The sequence below is a fragment of the Micromonospora sp. NPDC057141 genome (genome assembly GCF_042670805.1).
In the GTDB taxonomy this organism is placed as follows: Bacteria; Actinomycetota; Actinomycetes; order Mycobacteriales; family Micromonosporaceae; genus Micromonospora.
Map to the genome: position 1 here is coordinate 1 of NZ_JBHUVA010000034.1, position 19,786 is coordinate 19,786.

Consider the following 19,786-nt stretch of genomic DNA (forward strand, 5'->3'; position numbering starts at 1 on the left):
CGCCCTCACCACCGACTCCGCACCCTGGCCGGCCGTCGACCGGCCCCGCCGCGCCGCCGTCTCCTCCTTCGGCATCAGCGGCACCAACGCCCACGTCGTCCTCGAACAGGCCCCCGAGCCGGCCGTGGCCGCCGAGTCCCGGCCCGGCGCCGCCGCCGACGCGGGCCTCGTGCCGTTGGTGCTCTCCGCGACCGACCGGGCCGCGCTGCGGGAACAGGCCGTCCGGCTGCGCGCGCACCTCGCCGCCCACCCCGAGGTCGAACCCGCCGAGGTCGGCTACGCCCTCGCCACCACCCGGGCGGCGTTCGGCCACCGGGCCGTCGTGCTCGGCCAGGACCAGGCCGAGCTGGCCCAGGGCCTCACCGCCCTGGTCGACGGCGAGACCGGCGCGGGCGTCGTCACCGGCACGGCGCTGCGCAACACCGCCCCCGTCTTCGTCTTCTCCGGCCACGGCTCCCAGTGGCCCGGGATGGCCGTCGACCTGCTCGACAGCTCCCCGGTGTTCGCCGCGTCCATCGCCGAGTGCGAGACCGTCCTCGCCCCCTGGGTGGACTGGTCCCTCACCGGCGTGCTGCGCGGCGCCGAGGGCGCCCCGCCGCTGGTCTCCTCCGACGTGGTGCAGCCCGCCCTGTGGGCCGTGATGGTCTCCCTGGCCCGGCTGTGGCGCTCGCTCGGCGTACGCCCCGGCGGGGTCGTCGGGCACTCCCAGGGCGAGATCGCCGCGGCCTGTGTCGCCGGAGCCCTCTCCCTGGAGGACGCCGCCAAGATCGTCGCCCTGCGCAGCCAGGTGCTCGTCGACATCGCCGGCCGCGGCGGCATGGTCTCCGTGGCCCTGCCGGCCGACCGGGCCCGCGACCTGCTCAAGCGGTGGGCCGGCCGGCTCTCCGTCGCCGTCGTCAACGGCCCCGGGTCGGTGGTGGTGGCCGGCGACGTCGACGACCTCGCCGACCTCGTCGCCGCCTGCGCCGCCGACGGCGTGCGCACCCGCCCCATCGACGTCGAGTACGCCTCCCACTCCCCGCAGGTCGAGGCGGTCGCCGGTCGGCTCCTGGCCAGCCTCGACGGGATCGTCGCCCGCCCCGCCGAGCTGCCGTTCTATTCCGCGCTCACCGGCGAGCGGACCGACACCACCACCCTCGACGCCGGCTACTGGTACCGCAACCTGCGCGAGACCGTGAACTTCGAGCAGGCCGTGCGTAACCTGCTCGCCGACGGCCACCAGGTCTTCCTGGAGGTCGGCCCGCACCCGGTGCTCAGCTTCGGCATGCAGGAGACCATCGACGCCGTCGAGCACGAGGCGGCCGTGGTCAACACCCTGCGCCGGGGTGCCGGCGGCTGGGCGCGGATCCTCACCGCCCTGGCCGAGCTGCACGTACGCGGCGTCGAGGCCGACTGGAACGCCGTCTGCGGCGTCCGCACCGGCCCGGCCGTGCCGCTGCCCACGTACGCCTTCCACCGGCAGCGCTACTGGCCGGAGGCCCCGGTGCGCACCGGCCCGGCCGCCGCCGCCGAGGACCCCGCCGACCGGCAGTTCTGGGACGCCGTCGAACGCGCCGACGCCGACGCCCTCGCCGCCGCCATGCGCATCGACACCGCTGACGCCCGTACCCTCGGCGAGGCCCTGCCGCTGCTGTCCTCGTGGCGGCAGCGACGCCGCGACGAGTCCACGGTGGACGCCTGGCGCTACCGGGTGCAGTGGACGCCGCTCACCGCCGCCGCCAGCACCACCCTCGGCGGGACCTGGCTGCTCGTCGCCCCCGCCGAACACGCCGGCCAGCCGATCGTCGGGCAGGTCGTGCAAACCCTCGGCGAGGCCGGTGCGGACGTGACCCCGGTGACCGTCGCCGACGCCGACCGGGCGGCGCTGGCCGCGCGGCTCGCCGACGTCGACGCCACCGCCGTCACCGGCGTGCTGTCCTTGCTCGCCCTCGACGAGGCCCCCCACCCGCAGCGGCCCGTCGTCCCCGCCGGCCTCGCCGGCACCCTTGCCCTCGTGCAGGCCCTCGGCGACGCCGGGATCACCGCCCCGCTGTGGTGCGCCACCGGCGGCGCGGTCTCCACCGGCCGCGCCGACCCCCTCGACCACCCCCGGCAGGCCCTCGTCTGGGGCCTCGGCCGGGTCGTCGCCCTGGAACACGCCGACCGGTGGGGCGGCCTCGTCGACCTGCCCGCGAGGCTGGACCGGCGCGCGCGCGGCCGGCTCGCCGCCGTCCTCGCCGGCGTCGGCCACGAGGACCAGGTCGCCGTACGCACCTCCGGCCTGTTCGCCCGCCGGCTCGTCCGCGCCGCCGCCGAACCCGCCTCGGAGCATCGCGGCGGTCGGAGCGGACCGCCGGTGGAATCGTCCGCCCCGCAGCGCCCCGGCTGGCGGCCCGCCGGCACCGCCCTGGTCACCGGCGGCCTCGGCTCGCTCGGCGCGCACGTGGCCCGCTGGCTGGCCCGCGAGGGCGCGGCGCACGTGGTGCTGACCAGCCGGCAGGGCCCGGCGACGGCCGGCGCGGCCGAGCTGGAGGCCGAGCTGACCGGCCTCGGCGCGACCGTCACCATGGCCGCCTGCGACGTCGCCGACGCCGACGCGCTGCGCGCCCTCGTCGACCGGCTCGCCACCGACGGCGTCACCGTCGCCGCCGTGTTCCACGCCGCCGGGGTCGCCCACGCCGGCCCGCTCGCCGACACCGACGTCGCCGAACTGGCCGATGGACTGCACGCCAAGGTCGCCGGCGCGGTCAACCTCGACGAGGTCTTCGGCGGCGACGTGTCCGCGTTCGTGCTCTTCTCCTCCGGCGCGGGCGTGTGGGGCGGCGGCCTCCAGGGCGGCTACGCCGCCGGCAACGCGTTCCTCGACGCCCTCGCCGAGGACCGCCGCCGCCGGGGCCTCGCCGCCACCGCCGTCGCCTGGGGCGCGTGGGACGGCGGCGGCATGCTGGAAACCGACGGGGCCGCCGACCAGATGTTCCGCTCCGGGGTTCGGCCGATGCGCCCCGACCTGGCCGTGGCCGTGCTCGCCCGGGCCCTCGCCCACGACGAGACCACCCTCACCGTCGCCGACATCGCCTGGGACCGGTTCCACCAGACCTTCGCGATGACCCGCCCCCGGCCGCTGATCGAGGACATCCCCGAGGTGGCCCGGATCCTCGCCGCCCGCAGCCGCGACGACGACGACGAGCCGGCCGAGGCGTCCCCGCTGCGCGGCCGGCTCGCCGGCCTCGCCGAGCCGGAACGCCGCCGCACCCTGCTGGAGCTGGTCCGGGTGCACGCCGCCGCCGTGCTCGGGCACGCCTCCGCCGAGGCGATCGGCGCGGACCGGCCGTTCCGGGAGATCGGCTTCGACTCGCTCAGCGCCGTGGAGATGCGCAACCGGCTCGGCGAGGCCGTCGGCCTGCGGCTGCCCGCCACCCTCGTCTTCGACCGGCCCACCCCGACGCTGCTCGCCGGCTGGCTGGCCGACCGCATCCTCGGCCTCACCGAGCAGGCCGCCGCGCCCACCCGGGCCGTCGCCGCCCTCGACGAGCCCATCGCCATCGTCGCGATGAGCTGCCGCTACCCCGGCGGCGTCGCCAGCCCCGAGGACCTGTGGCGGCTCGTCGCCGACGGCCGCGACGCCATCGCCGGGTTCCCCGCCGACCGGGGCTGGGACCTCGACGCCATCTACGACCCCGACCCCGACACCCCCGGCACCTCGTACGTGCGCGAGGGCGGCTTCGTCGCCGACGTCTCCGGGTTCGACGCCGCGCTGTTCGGCATCTCGCCGCGCGAGGCGCTGGTGATGGACCCGCAGCAGCGGCTGCTGCTGGAAACCGGGTGGGAGCTGTTCGAGCGCGCCGGCATCGCCCCCGCCGACCTGCGGGAGAGCAACACCGGCGTCTTCGTCGGCACCAACGGCCAGGACTACGCCACGCTGCTGATGGCGGCCCGCGCCGAGACCGAGGGCTACCAGGCCACCGGCAACGCGGCGGCCGTCGTCTCCGGGCGGCTCTCCTACACCTTCGGACTCCAGGGCCCGTCCGTCTCCGTCGACACCGCCTGCTCGTCGTCGCTGGTGGCGCTGCACCTGGCCGTGCAGTCGCTGCGCTCCGGCGAGTGCGACACGGCCGTCGCCGGTGGCGTCACCGTGATGGCCACCCCCGGCCCGTTCCTGGAGTTCGCCCGGCAGCGCGGCCTCGCCGTCGACGGCCGGTGCAAGTCGTTCGCCGGGGCCGCCGACGGCACCGGCTGGGGCGAGGGCGCCGGCCTGCTGCTGCTCCAGCGGCTCTCCGACGCCCGCCGCGACGGCCGCCGGGTCCTCGCCGTGGTACGCGGCTCCGCCGTCAACTCCGACGGCGCGTCCAACGGGCTCACCGCCCCCAACGGCCCCGCCCAGCAGCGGGTCATCCAGCAGGCCCTCGCCAACGCGCGGCTCACCGGCGCCGACGTGGACGCCGTCGACGGCCACGGCACCGGCACCCGCCTCGGCGACCCGATCGAGGCGCAGGCGCTGCTCGCCACGTACGGGCAGGACCGGCCCGCCGACCGGCCCCTGCTGCTCGGGTCGGTCAAGTCCAACATCGGCCACACCCAGGCCGCCGCCGGCGTGTCCGGCGTCATCAAGATGGTGCTGGCCCTCCAGCACGACCTGCTGCCGCCCACCCTGCACGTCGACGAGCCCACCCCGCACGTCGACTGGGCGTCCGGCGCGGTCGCGCTGCTCGCCGAGCCCACCCCGTGGCCCGCCGTGGGCCGGCCCCGCCGGGCGGCCGTGTCGGCGTTCGGGGTCAGCGGCACCAACGCCCACGTCATCCTCGAACAGGCCCCGCCCGCCGACGCCCGGCCGAAGCCGGAGGCGGGCGTCGAGCAGCCGCCCGCGCCGCCGCTGCTGCCCTGGGCGGTCTCCGGCGACGACGCCGACGGGCTGCGCGCCCAGGCCGCCCGCCTCGCCGACTGGGCCGCTGCCACCGACCCCGCCGCCATCGCCGCTGCCACGGACCCCGCCGCCATCGCCGCTGCCACCGACCCCGCCAGCGACGCCGCCGTGGCCCGGGCGCTCGCCACCGGCCGGTCCCACCTGCGGCACCGGGCCGTGCTGCTCGCCGCCGACCGCGACGCGTACGTGGCGGGGCTGCGGGCCCTCGCCGCCGGGCAGCACCACCCGACCCTCACCCGGGACGTCGCCGAGCCCGGCGGCACCCTCGCCGTCCTCTTCTCCGGCCAGGGCGCCCAGCACGCCGGCATGGGCCGGGAGCTGTACCGGGCGATCCCCGCCTTCGCCGAGGCCCTCGACGAGGTCTGCCAGCACCTCGACGCGCACCTGCCCCGGCCGCTCAAGGCGGTGCTGTTCGCCCCCGAGGGCAGCGCCGAGGCCGAGCTGATCCACCAGACCGTCTTCACCCAGGCCGGCCTGTTCGCCGTCGAGGTGGCCCTGCACCGGCTCCTCGCCGGCTGGGGCATCGTGCCCGACCTCGTCGCCGGGCACTCCGTCGGCGAGATCGCCGCCGCCCACGTCGCCGGCGTGCTCAGCCTCCCCGACGCCTGCGCGCTCGTCGGCCACCGGGGCCGGCTCATGCAGGCCCTCCCGGCGGGTGGCGGGATGCTCGCCGTCGCCGCGCCCGAGGCCGACGTCGCCGCCACCCTGGGCGGGCTGACCGGCCGGGTCGCCGTCGCCGCCGTCAACGGCCCGGCCGCCGTGGTCGTCTCCGGCGACGGCGACGCGCTCGCCGAGCTGGCCGACCACTTCACCGCCCTCGGCGTACGCACCAAGCGGCTCACCGTCAGCCACGCGTTCCACAGCCCGCTGATGGAGCCGATGCTCGCCGAGTTCGCCGCCGTCGCCGCCGGCCTCGACTACGCCCCGCCGACCGTCCCGCTCGTGTCGAACCTGACCGGCCGGGTCGCCGACCCCGACCTGATCTGCACCCCCGACTACTGGGTCCGGCACGTACGCGAGGCCGTCCGGTTCGCCGACACCGTCGCACACCTGCACTCCCTCGGCGTCTCCGCGCTGCTGGAGGTCGGCCCCGACACGGTGCTCACCGCCCTGGCCGCCGAGGCGCTGCCCGACGCCGGCCGCACGCTCGTCACCGGCGTCCAGCGCCCCGGCCGGGGCGAGGCCGAGGCGCTGCTCGGCGCGCTGGCCCGCCTGCACTGCCACGGCGTACGGGTCGACTGGGCGGCGCTGCTGCCCGCCGCCGACCCGGTCACCCCGCCCACGTACGCCTTCCGGCACCAGCGGTTCTGGCCCGTCGGCGACGGCGACGTGCTGCGCAACGCCGAGCCGGCCGCCCCCGTCGCCGGCACCGCCGACGAGGCGTTCTGGCAGGCCGTGACCGACGCCGACGGCGACTCCCTCGCCGCCCGCTTCGGCGTCGACCCGGACCGGCCGCTGCGCGACCAGCTGCCCACCCTCGCCCACTGGCACCGGCAGCGGCAGACCGACGCGCTCGTCGACGGCTGGCGCTACCGGATCACCTGGCCGCAGCGCCGCCTCACCGCCGGCCCCGCCACGGGCGAGTGGCTGCTGGTCGTCCCTGCCGGCAGCCCGGACACGTCGCCGGCCGCCGACACCGCCGACCGGAGCAGCGACACCCCGGACCGGATCGTCGACACGGTCGCCGCGCTGCTCGGCGCGCACGGCGGCACCGTCCGTACCCTCGCCGTCGACCCCGCCACGGTCACCCGCGCCGAGTTGGCCGCGCTGCTCGCCCCGGCGGCCGGCGGGGCCACCCGTACCGTGTCGCTGCTCGCCCTCGACGGGCGGCCCCACCCCGACCACCCGGCCGTGCCCGCCGGGCTCACCGGCAACCTCGCCCTCGTCCAGGCCGTCACCGACGCCGCCCCCGCCGGGCCGCTGTGGCTGCTCACCCGGCAGGCCGTCAGCACCGGCCCCGGCGACCCCATCGCCCACCCCGCCCAGGCCACCACCTGGGGACTCGGCCTGGTCGCCGCCCTGGAACACCCCGCGCACTGGGGCGGCCTGCTCGACCTGCCCGCCGACCTGGACCCGGCCGCCGGGGAACACCTGCTGCGGGCGCTGACCAACACCGACGCCGAGGACCAGCTCGCCGTGCGTCCCCTCGGCACCCACCTGCGCCGGCTCGCCCGCGCCGCCCGCGCCGCCCGGCCCGACGCACCCGCCTGGCAGCCGCCGGACACCGTGCTCGTCACCGGCGGCACCGGCGCGATCGGCTCGTACGCCGCCGCCTGGCTGGCCCGGCACGGCGCGCGCCGGCTCATCCTGGTCAGCCGGCGCGGCCCCGACGCCCCCGGCGTCGCCGCCACCCTCGCCGAACTGGCCGACCTCGGCGCGCAGGCCCGCGCCGTCGCCTGTGACCTGGCCGACCGCGACGCCGTCGCCGCCCTCGTCGCCGGCCTGCGCCGCGACGGCGAGACCGTACGCGCCGTCGTGCACGCCGCCGGCGTCGGCCGGCTCAACCCGGTCAGCGTCGTCGGCACCGACGAACTCGCCGACGTCGTCGCCGGCAAGACCGCCGGGGCCCGCCACCTCGACGAGTTCCTCGACCCCGACGACCTGGAACTGGTCGTCTACTTCTCGTCCATCGCCGCCGCGTGGGGCGTCGGCGACCACGGCGCGTACGCCGCCGGCAACGCCTTCCTCGACGCGTGGGCGCAGTCCCGGCCCGCCGGCCGGGCCCGGGTCGTCTCCGTCAACTGGGGACCGTGGGCCGGCGGCGGCATGGTCAGCGACGACCACGCCGTGGCGATGAGCCGGCGCGGCGTGTCCCTGCTCGACCGGGAACCCGCGATGGCCGCCCTGCGCGCCGCGATCTGCGGCGACGGCACCGTGCTCACCGTCGCCGACGTCGACTGGGCCCGCTTCGCCCCGGTCTTCGCCTCCGCCCGGCCCCGGCCGCTGATCGGCGACCTGCCCGAGGTGGCGGCCCTGCGCGCCGGCACCGACCCGGCCGCCGACGGCGGCGACGAGGTCCGCACCGGGCTGCGCAAGCGGCTCGCCGACCTCACCGCCGCCGAGCAGAACCGGCTCCTGGTCGACCTGATCCGCGCCGCCGCCGCCGAGGTCATCGGCCACGACAGCCCGTACGCCCTGGAGGCCGACCGGCCGTTCCGGGACCTCGGCTTCGACTCGCTGACCGCCGTGGAGCTGCGCGGCCGGCTCGCGCGGGAGACCGGCCTCAACCCGGCCAGCTCGGTGGTGTTCGACTACCCCACTCCGCAGGCCCTCGCCGAGCACCTGCGCGGCGAACTGGTCAGCGAGGCGTCGGTGCAGGCGCTGCCGACCGTCGAGGAACTCGACGAGCTGGAGGCCGCCCTCGTCCGGCGCGACACCGACGACCTCGGTCGGGTCCGGGTCACCATGCGGCTGCACCGGCTGCTGGAACGCCTCGGAGCCGCCGACCGGGGCGCGGGGGAGCGGCCCGACGAGGCCGCCGAGGTGGCCGACCGGCTGCGGATCGCCAGCAACCAGGAGCTTTTCGATCTTGTCGACCGGGACCTCGGGCTTTCCTGAGTCACGCGACACGTACCGGTGGAACACGAGGGAGCGAGATCAACCATGGCGGACGAAGAGAGGCTGCGCGAGTACCTCACGCGGGTCATCGCCGAGCTGCACCAGACCCGCCAGCGGCTGCGCGAGGTCACCGCCGAGGAGTCCGAGCCGGTCGCCATCGTCGCGATGAGCTGCCGCTACCCCGGCGGCATCACCTCACCCGAGGCGCTGTGGGAGTTCGTCTCCACCGGCGGCGACGCCATCGGCGAGTTCCCCACCGACCGGGGTTGGGACCTCGACCGGCTGCACCACCCCGACCCCGACAACCCCGGCACCTCGTACACCGCCGCCGGCGGGTTCCTCTACGACGCCGGGCGCTTCGACGCCGCCCTGTTCGGCATCTCGCCGCGCGAGGCCCTCGCCATGGACCCGCAGCAGCGGCTGCTGCTGGAGGTCACCTGGGAGCTGTTCGAACGCGCCGGCATCGCCCCGCTGTCGCTGCGCGGCAGCCGCACCGGCGCGTTCGTCGGCACCTCCGGCCAGGACTACGCCGCTGTGCTGCACCGCGCCCCCGGCGTCGAGGGCTACGTCCTCACCGGCTCCGCCGCCAGCGTCGTCTCCGGCCGGCTCGCCTACACCTTCGGCCTGGAGGGGCCGGCGGTCACCGTCGACACCGCCTGCTCGTCGTCGTCGGTCGCCGTGCACCTCGCCTGCCAGGCCCTGCGCCAGCGCGAGTGCGGCCTCGCCCTCGCCGGCGGCGCGACCGTGCTGGCCACCCCCGGCCCGTTCGTCGAGTTCTCCCGCCAGCGCGGGCTGGCCGCCGACGGGCGGTGCAAGTCGTTCGCCGCCGCCGCCGACGGCACCGGCTGGTCCGAGGGCGTCGGCATGCTGCTGCTCGAACGCCTCAGCGACGCCCGCCGCAACGGCCACCCCGTCCTCGGGATCATCCGCAGCTCCGCCGTCAACTCCGACGGCGCGTCCAACGGCCTCACCGCCCCCAACGGCCCCGCCCAGCAGCGGGTCATCCGGCAGGCCCTGGCCGGGGCGAAGCTCACCCCCGACCTGGTCGACGTCGTCGAGGCGCACGGCACCGGCACCACCCTCGGCGACCCCATCGAGGCACAGGCCCTGCTCGCCACCTACGGCCAGGACCGGGGCGACGCCGCGCCGCTGCTGCTCGGCTCGATCAAGTCCAACCTCGGCCACAGCCAGGCCGCCGCCGGCATCGCCGGCATCATCAAGATGGTCATGGCGATGCGGCACGGCACCGTACCCGCCACCCTGCACGTCGACGCGCCCACCCCGCACGTCGACTGGGCCGCCGGCGCGGTCACCCTCGTCACCGAACCCACCCCGTGGCCGGCCGTGGACCGGCCCCGCCGGGCCGCCGTCTCCTCGTTCGGGATGAGCGGCACCAACGCCCACCTCATCCTCGAACAGCCCGAGGCGACCGACCCCGCGACCGCCAGCACCGCCGCCGACCGACCCGAACCGCCCGCGCCCGTGCTGCTCACCGGCCGCACCCGCGCCGCGCTGCGCCGCCAGGCCGCGCAGTGGTCCCGGTACGTCTCCGACGCCGCCCCCCGCCCCGCCGACGTCGCCTGGTCCTCGGTGACCTCCCGCAGCCCTCTGGAACACCGGGCCGTCGTCCTCGCCGACGACACCGACGGGCTGCGCACCGCCCTGACCGCCCTCGCCGACGACCGGCCCGCCCCCGGCCTCGTCACCGGGGCCGCCGCCGAACGGGGCGCCGTCGCGTTCCTCTTCTCCGGGCAGGGTGCCCAGCGCGCCGGCATGGGCCGCGAGTTGGCCGAGGCGTTTCCGGTGTTCGCGGCCGCCCTCGACGAGGTGTGCGGGGCGCTCGACGGGCACCTGCCCCGGCCGCTGCGGGAGGTGCTGTTCGCCGATGCCGGCACGGCGGAGGCCGCGCTGCTGGACCAGACGGTGTTCACCCAGGCCGGGTTGTTCGCCGTGGAGGTGGCCCTGCACCGGCTCCTCGGCTCCTTCGGGATCGGTCCCGATCTCGTCGCCGGCCACTCGATCGGTGAGATCACCGCCGCGCATGTCGCCGGGGTGTTCAGCCTCGCCGACGCCTGCGCGCTGGTCGCCGCCCGGGGTCGGCTGATGCAGGCGCTTCCGGCCGGCGGTGCGATGCTCGCCGTCGCCGCGCCCGAGGCTGATGTCGCCGCCACCCTGGACGGGCTGACCGGTTCCGTGGGGATCGCCGCCGTCAACGGTCCCGCCGCGGTCGTCGTCTCCGGCGTCGAGGCCGCCGTCGACGGGCTGGCCGGCCTGTGGGCCGCACGGGGGGTGAAGACGCGGCGGCTGCGGGTCAGCCACGCCTTCCACAGCCCGCTCATGGAGCCGATGCTCGCCGGGTTCGCCGCCGTCGTCGCCGGCCTCGACCTGCGCGCGCCCAGCCTGCCGGTCGTGTCCAACGTGACCGGCGACCTCGCCGACCCGGAGGCGATCCGCAGCACCGACTACTGGGTGCGGCACGTCCGCGAGGCCGTCCGCTTCGCCGACGGCGTACGCACCCTGCGCGCCCACGGCGTCGGCACCTTCGTCGAGGTCGGCCCCGACGCCGTCCTCACCGCCACCGCCGAGGAGACCCTCGCCACCGTCGCCACCGCCCCCGACGTCGCCCCCGCCGCAGTCGTGCCCGCGCTGCGCCGCGACCGCCCCGAACGCCGCGCCCTGCTCGCCGCGCTCGCCTACCTGCACGTCGCCGGCACCGGTGTCCGCTGGGCCGACGTCCTCGCCGACCGGCCCGGCCGCCTCGTGGACCTGCCCACCTACCCCTTCGAACGGCAGCACTACTGGGTGCCCGCCGAGGCCACCGCCGCCCCCGCCCCCGGCACCGGCGGACTCGACCACCGGTTCTGGGACGCCGTCGAACGCGCCGACCTCGACGCCCTGCGCGACACCCTCGACGTCGACGACGCCACCGCCGACTCCCTGCGCGCCCTGCTGCCCGCCCTCGCCGACTGGCGGCGGCAGCGGCAGGAACACACCGTCCTCGACGGCTGGCGCTACCGGGCCGAATGGCAGGTCACCGCCGAACCCGCCCCCGGCAGCCTCGCCGGCACCTGGCTCCTCGCGCTCCCCACCGAACCCACCGACGACCCGGCCGTGGCAACCGTCCGCGCCGCGCTCACCGACGCCGGTGCCGACCCGCTGGCGCTGACCGTCGCCCCCGACGCCGACCGCGCCGCCCTCGCCGCCGCCCTCGCCGACACCCCGCTCGCCGGGGTCGTCTCCCTGCTCGCCTGGGCGCCCCCGGCCGCCGACGCAGCCCTGCCCGGCCTCGCCGCCACGCTCGCCCTCACCCAGGCCCTCGGCGACGCCGGCCACGACGCCCCGCTGTGGCTGGTCACCCGGGGCGCCGTCGCCGCCGCCGCGTACGACCGGCTCGCCGACCCCGCCCAGGCCGCGACCTGGGGCCTCGGCCGGGTCGTCAGCGTCGAGGCACCGCACCGCTGGGGCGGCCTCGTCGACCTGCCCACCCGGTCCGACGCCCGCGCCGCCGGCCGGCTCGCCGCGATCCTCACCGGATCGACCGGCGAGGACCAGCTCGCCGTACGCGGCCCCGGCGTCTTCGCCCGCCGTCTCGTGCGCGCCCCACTGGGCGACCGCACCCCGGCACGCCGCTACACGCCCACCGGCACCGCCCTGATCACCGGCGGCACCGGCGGCCTCGGCGCGCGCGCCGCCCGCTGGCTCGCCGCCGCCGGAGCCGAACACGTCGTGCTCGTCAGCCGGCGCGGCCCCGCCGCCCCCGGCGCCGCCGCCCTCGAAGCCGAACTCACCGCCCTCGGCACCCGGGTCACCGTCGCCGCCTGCGACATCGCCGACCGGGCCGCCCTCGCCGACCTGCTGCACCGCGTCGAGGCCGACGGCCCGCCCGTGCGCACCGTCGTGCACACCGCCGGCGTCGCCCAGACCACCCCGCTCACCCAGGTCACCGCCGCCGAACTGGCCGAGGTGACCGGCGGCAAGACCGCCGGCGCGACCCACCTGCACGACCTGCTCGCCGACCGGGACCTCGACGCGTTCGTCGTCTACTCGTCCATCGCCGCCACCTGGGGCAGCGCCGGCCAGGCCGGCTACGCCGCCGGCAACGCCTACCTCGACGCGCTCGTGCAGCAGCGCCGCGCCGACGGGCGCGCCGGCACCGCCATCGCCTGGGGCCCCTGGGCCGACGGCGGCATGCACGGGGCCGACTCCGACCAGCAGTTGCGCCGCCGGGGCGTACCCGCCATGGACCCCGCCACCGCCATGGGCGCGCTGCCGCAGGCCCTCGACCACGACGACGTCACCCTCACCGTCGCCGACGTCCACTGGGCCCGGTTCGCCCCCGCGTACGCCTCCGCCCGGCGGCGGCCCCTGCTGGCGGGCGTACCCGAGGCGAAGGCAGCCCTCGACGGCGGCGCGCCCACCGACGACGGCGACGACGGTCCCGCCGCGACCCTGCGCCGCCGCCTCGCCGGGCTCACCCCGGCCCGCCGCGAGGAGACCGTCGCCGACCTGATCCGCGACCACGCCGCCGACGTGCTCGGCCACGACGGCGGACCCGTCGCCATCGGAGCCACCACCGCGTTCCGGGACCTCGGCTTCGACTCGCTGACCGCCGTCGAGCTGCGCAACCGGCTCGCCGCCGCCACCGGGCAGGCCCTGCCCACCACCCTCGTCTTCGACCACCCCAGCCCGATCGTGCTGGCCCGCTTCCTGCTCGCCGGCCTCCTCGGCGACGCCACCGAACCGGCCCCGGCCGCCGCCGCGCCCACCGTGGACGGCGGCGACTCCGTCGCCATCGTCGGCATGGCCTGCCGCTACCCCGGCGGCATCGCCGATCCCGACCAGCTCTGGCAGCTCGTCGCCGACGGCGTCGACGCCATCGGCGACTTCCCCACCAACCGGGGCTGGGACCTCGACCGGCTCTTCGACCCCGACCCCGCCACCCCCGGCACCAGCCACGCCGACCAGGGCGGCTTCCTCCACGACGCCGCCGACTTCGACCCCGGCTTCTTCGGCATCTCCCCCCGGGAGGCCCTCGCCATGGATCCGCAGCAGCGGTTGCTGCTGGAGGCGTCGTGGGAGGTGGTGGAGCGGGCAGGGGTTGATCCGGCGGGGTTGCGGGGTTCGCGAACAGGGGTGTTCGTGGGCACGAATGGCCAGGACTATGGGGCCCTGCTGATGATGTCCGCCGATGCGGCGGAGGGGTTCGCGGGCACGGGGAATGCCGCGAGTGTGGTGTCGGGTCGGGTGGCGTACGCGTTGGGGTTGGAGGGGCCGGCGGTGTCGGTGGACACGGCGTGTTCGTCGTCCCTCGTCGCTCTGCACCTGGCGGTGCAGGCGTTGCGGCGGGGTGAGTGTGATCTCGCGCTGGCCGGCGGCGTCACCGTGATGACCACCCCCGCCACCTTCGCCGAGTTCTCCCGCCAACGGGCCCTCGCCGCCGATGGCCGGTGCAAGGCGTTCGCCGAGGCGGCGGACGGCACGGGGTGGGGCGAGGGCGTCGGGGTGCTCCTCGTCGAACGGCTGTCGGATGCCCGCCGCAACGGTCACCCGGTCCTGGCGGTGGTGCGTGGTTCTGCGGTGAATCAGGATGGTGCGTCGAACGGGTTGACGGCGCCGAATGGTCCGTCGCAGCAGCGGGTGATCCGGCAGGCGCTTGTGTCGGCGGGGTTGTCCACATCTGACGTGGATGTGGTGGAGGCGCACGGTACGGGCACGACGTTGGGTGATCCGATCGAGGCGCAGGCGCTGTTGGCTACGTATGGGCAGGACCGGGGCGATGCCGCGCCGCTGCTGCTGGGCTCGATCAAGTCCAACATCGGGCACACCCAGGCCGCCGCCGGTGTCGCCGGGATCATCAAGATGGTCCAGGCCATACGGCACGGCACCGTGCCCGCCACCCTGCACGTGGACGCCCCGTCCGGGCACATCGACTGGACGGCCGGCGCCGTGGAACTGGTCACCGCAGCCACCCCGTGGCCCGAGACGGGCCGGCCCCGGCGGGCGGCCGTCTCCTCGTTCGGCATGTCCGGCACGAACGCGCACGTCATCGTCGAGCAGGCCGACGAGCCCGCCGCGCCGGCCGCTGTCGTGGCCGCGCCCGGGCTTGTCGCCGCTGACGTGGCGGTGTGGCCGGTGTCGGCGCGGTCGCGGGCCGCGCTGGTCGGGCAGGCCGCCCGCCTGGCCCGGCACCTGCGCGAGCGCGGTGACGTGGATCTGGCGGCGGTCGGTTGGTCCCTGGCGACGACGCGGTCGGCGTTCGACCAGCGGGCGTCGGTGGTTGGGTCGGGCGTGGCGGAGCTGCTGTCGGGGCTGGATGCCCTGGCTGCCGGTGTGCCGGTGGGCAACGTGGTCAGCGGTGTGGCTTCGGGGCATGGGTCCGGTCCGGTGTTCGTGTTCCCGGGTCAGGGTGCGCAGTCGGCGGGGATGGCGGCTGGTCTGGTGGGTTGCACGCCGGTGTTCGACGTCCGGTTGGCGGAGTGTCAGCGTGCCTTGGCTCCGTTCCTGGATGTGGATCTGGTGTCGGTGTTGACCGGTGGGGACGAGTCGTGGTTGGAGCGGGTGGAGGTGGTGCAGCCGGTGCTGTGGGCTGTCGGTATCGCCCTGGCGGCGGTGTGGGAGCACGTGGGGGTGTCCCCGCAGGCGGTGGTGGGTCATTCGCAGGGTGAGATCGGTGCGGCGTGTGTGGCGGGGATCCTGTCCCTGGACGACGCGGCGAAGACGGTGGCGTTGCGGTCGCGGGCCTTGGCCGTGCTGCGGGGCTCGGGGGCGATGGCGTCGGTGGACCTGTCCGCCGACGCGGTGACCGCCCGCCTGTCCGGCTTCCCGGGTGTGGGTGTGGCCGCCGTCAACGGCCCGTCGACGGTGGTGGTGTCGGGTCCGCCGGAGTCGGTGGCGGATCTGGTGGATGCGTGTCAGACGGACGGAGTGCGGGCGCGGTTGATTCCGGTGGATTATGCGTCGCATTCCCCGTCGGTGCAGGATGTGGCGGAACAACTTCGTGCGGATCTGGCCGATGTGACTCCGCAGGCCGGTCGGGTTCGGCTCGTGTCGACGTTGACGGGTGGCTGGGTCGACCCGGCCACGATGACTGCGGACTACTGGTACGACAATCTGCGGCAGACGGTGCAGTTCGACGCGGCGATCCGCGTCGCCGTGGCGGCCGGCCACACGACGTTCGTGGAGGTCAGTCCGCATCCGGTGTTGACGATGCCGGTGTCGGCGATTCTCGACGACGCGGGCGTCGCCGGGCACATCCTGGGTAGCTTGCGGCGGGGTGACGACGACCCGACGCGGCTGCTGACGAATCTGGCCAGCGCGCACGCGATCGGCCTGCCCGTCGACCTGACGCGAATCCTCGCGGAGACCGACGTCGTGCCGCTGCCCACGTACGCGTTCGACCGGGGCCGGTACTGGCTGGAGCCGCCCGCGCACCAGGTCCGGGACGTCGGCTCCGCCGGCCTCCAGGACGCCGGGCACCCCCTGCTCAGCGCCGCGATCCCCGTCGCCGACGACCAGACGGTCGTGCTCACCGGCCGGCTGTCGGTGCGTACCCACCCGTGGCTCGCCGACCACGTCGTCGGCGGGGCGGTGATCGTCCCCGGGACCGGGATCGTCGACATGGTCGTCCGGGCCGGCGACGAGGTCGAAGCCGGCCAGGTCGGCGACCTCACCCTGATCAGCCCGCTCGTCGTCCCGCCGACCGGTGCCGTGCAGGTGCAGGTACGCGTCGGCGCGCCCAGCGACACCGGCGAGCGAACCGTCACCGTGCACTCCCGCCCCGAGGGCGACGGCGACGGCGAGTGGACCCGGCACGCCGAGGGCCTGCTGCTGCCCCAACTCCCCGCCCCGCTGGTCGTGCCGGGGGAGTGGCCGCCCGCCGACGCCGTCGAGGTCGACGCCGACCTCGACGCCTGGTACGCCGACATGGCCGGCGGTGGGCTCGGCTACGGCCCGGCCTTCCGGGGCCTGCGCCGGGTGTGGCGCGGCGGCGACGAGGCGTACGCCGAGGTGGCCCTGCCCGACGCGGTGGCCGCCGACGCCTCCCGGTTCGGCCTGCACCCCGCCCTGTTCGACGCGGCGCTCCAGGCCAGCGGCCTCACCGGGCTGCTCGGCGACGGCGACGGTGAGGGTGCTGCCGGGGCCGGCTGGATGCCGTTCGCGTTCCGCTCCGTCGGCCTGCACGCCCACGGGGCGACCCGGCTGCGGGTGCGGCTGCGTCCTCTCGGCCCCGACACCCTCGCCGTCACGCTCGCCGACACCGCCGGGCAGCCCGTCGCCACCGTCGAGTCGTTGACGTTCCGCCCGGTCGTCGCCGGCCGGGCCGACGAGGCCGCCGCCCTGCGCCGCAACTGCCTGTTCCACCTGAACTGGACGCCGCTGGTCCGGACCTCGCTGGACGGGACGCCGCTGGACCCGGCACCACTGCCGGACCGCGCCGACGCCACGGGCGGCACCCGCTGGGCGCTGCTCGGCGACGACCCGTCCGGCCTCGCCGCCGCGCTGGCCGCCGCCGGGCACCCCGTGACCGCCCACGCCGACCTGGCCGCCCTCGCCGCCGAGGTGGAGCGCTGCGGCGACGTACCCGATGTGGTGGTCGCGCAGTGGGTCGGCGCGGACCCGGCGCGGGTCGGCGACGCCGCGCACGACGCGGCCCGGGACGCCCTTGCGCTCGTGCAGGGCTGGCTCGCCGAGCCTGGCCTGGAACGGTCCCGCCTGGTGCTGCGCACCGCCGGTGCGGTCGGGGCGGCCCCCGGCGAGGCCCCCCGCGACCTGGCGCGCGCCGCCCTGTGGGGGCTGGTCCGCTCGGCGCAGGCCGAGCACCCCGGCCGGTTCACGCTGCTGGACGCCGACGGCGACGCCGGCTGCCTCGCGGCCGTCCCGGCGGCCGTCGCCTCCGGCGAGCCGCAGGTCGCCGTGCGCGACGGCGCGCTGCTCGTGCCCCGGCTGGTGCGGGCCCGCGACGCCGGCGCGCTGGCGCTGCCCGGCGACGACGTGCCGTGGCGGCTCGACGTCACCGAGAAGGGCACCCTGGAGAACCTGGCCGTGCTGCCCTGCCCCGAGGTCACCGAGGCGCTGCCGGCCGGGCAGGTCCGCGTCGCGATGCGCGCCTCCGGCCTCAACTTCCGGGACGTGGTGCTGACCCTCGGCATGGTCCCCGACCAGGAGGTGTTGGGCAACGAGGGCGCGGGCGTGGTGCTCGACGTCGGCCCCGGTGTCACCGGCGTGGCCCCCGGCGACCGGGTGATGGGCCTGTTCTCCGGCTCGTTCGCCAGCATCGCCGTCACCGACCATCGCCTCGTCACCCGCATCCCCGACGGCTGGTCGTACGCGGAGGCCGCCGCCGTGCCGGTGGTCTTCCTCACCGCCTGGTACGGCCTGGTCGAGTTGGCCCGCCTCGACGCCGGCGAGTCCGTGCTGGTGCACGCGGCGACCGGCGGCGTCGGCATGGCCGCCGTGCAGATCGCCCGCCACCTCGGCGCGAAGGTCTACGGCACGGCCAGCCCCGGCAAGTGGCCGGCGTTGCGCGCCACCGGCTTCGACGACGCGCACGTCGCCTCCTCCCGCAGCCTCGACTTCGTCGACGCGTTCCGCGACCGCACCGGCGGGCGCGGCGTGGACGTGGTGCTCAACGCGCTCAGCGGCGAGTTCGTCGACGCGTCGCTGCGGCTGCTCGCCCCCGGCGGCCGGTTCGTCGAGATGGGCAAGACCGACAAGCGGGACCCGCAGCGGGTCGCCGCCGACCACCCCGGCGTCAGCTACCAGGTGTTCGACCTCATCGAGGCCGGCCAGGACAAGATCGGCGAGATGCTCGCCGAACTGGTGGCGCTGTTCGCCACCGGCGCGCTGCGCCCGCTGCCCCGCCGCGACTGGGACGTGCGGCGGGCCCCGGAGGCGTTCCGCTTCCTCAGCCAGGCCCGGCACGTCGGCAAGCTCGCCCTGAGCATCCCGCAGGCGCCCCGCCTCGACGGCACCGTCCTCGTCTCCGGCGCGACCGGCACCCTCGGCGCGCTGCTCTGCCGGCACCTGGTCACCGCGCACGACGCCCGGCAGCTGCTCCTGGTCAGCCGGCGCGGCCCCGACACCGAGGGCGCCGACGCGCTGCTGGCCGACCTCAAGGCGCTCGGCGCGGACGTGTCGATCGTCGCCGCCGACCTGGCCGACGCCGACGCCGTCGCCGGCGTGCTGTCCCTGGTGGACGGACGGCATCCGCTGCGGGCCATCGTGCACGCGGCCGGCGTGCTCGACGACGCCACCGTCGACTCGCTCACCCCCGACCGGCTCGCCGCCGTGCTGCGGCCGAAGGTCGACGCCGCCTGGAACCTGCACAATGCCACGGCCGGCCACGAGCTGACCGCGTTCGTGCTGTTCTCCGCCGCCGCCGGGGTCTTCGGCGGCCCGGGGCAGGGCAACTACGCCGCCGGCAACGCGTTCCTCGACGCCCTCGCCGAACACCGGCGGGCCCTCGGCCTGCCGGCGGTCTCCCTTGCCTGGGGCCGGTGGGCGCAGGCCAGCGGCATGACCGGGCACCTCGACGCCGCCGACATCCGCCGCCTCGACCGGGGCGGCATGGCCGCCCTGTCCAACGACGAGGCCCTGGCCCTGTTCGACGCCGCCTGGCGGTCCGAGCGGGCCGTGCTGATGCCCGCGAAGATCAGCACCGGGGTCGCCGCGCCGGGTGCGCCCGTCCACCCACTGCTGACCGGGCTGGTCCGCGCCGCCGGCCGCCGGGCCGCCGTCGGCGAGGCCGCCGACGGGCAGGCGTACGCCGCGCGGCTCGCCGGCCTCACCGCCGACAAGCGGGTACGCGCCCTGCGCGACCTGGTGCTGTCGAACGTCGCCGTCGTCCTCGGACACGGCGACCCGGCCGGCATCGAACCGACCCGCGCCTTCCGCGAACTCGGCTTCGACTCGCTGACCGCAGTGGAGCTGCGCAACCGGCTCGGCGCGGCCACCGGGCTGCGGCTGCCCGCCACCCTCGTCTTCGACAATCCGACGCCGGCCGCGCTCGCCGCGCACCTCGCCGAGCAGCTCGCCCCGGCGGGCAGCTCGGGGGGCGGATCGGCGGGTGGCCCGGCGGGATCCGGTTCCGGGGCGGGGGCCGGCGCGCTGGCCGGGGCCGGCCGGGACCTCGACCGCATCGAGGCGGCCCTCGCCGGCCTCGACCCGGCCGACGACGAGTTCCGTCGCATCACCGACCGGCTGCACGGCCTGCTGGACCGGCTGGCCGAGCGGCAGTCCGACGCGGGCGGCGACGACGACCTGGAGTCGGCCACCGCCGAGAACATCTTCGACCTGATCGACCGCGAGCTGGAGACGTCGTGACCAGCC

General features: G+C 76.8%; 2 protein-coding genes. Both read left to right on the forward strand.

What is annotated here, in order from left to right:
- Window positions 1-8,458, forward strand: an 8,458-nt coding sequence (locus tag ACFT41_RS18380; protein ID WP_377613923.1) for a type I polyketide synthase, incomplete at its 5' end; no start/stop codon positions are given.
- 45 nt (window positions 8,459-8,503) lie between these two features.
- The gene (locus tag ACFT41_RS18385) at window positions 8,504-19,780 is read left to right on the forward strand and encodes a type I polyketide synthase (protein ID WP_377613924.1); all 11,277 of its coding nucleotides are present in this window, start codon (window positions 8,504-8,506) and stop codon (window positions 19,778-19,780) included.
- Window positions 19,781-19,786: the final 6 nt, after the last annotated feature.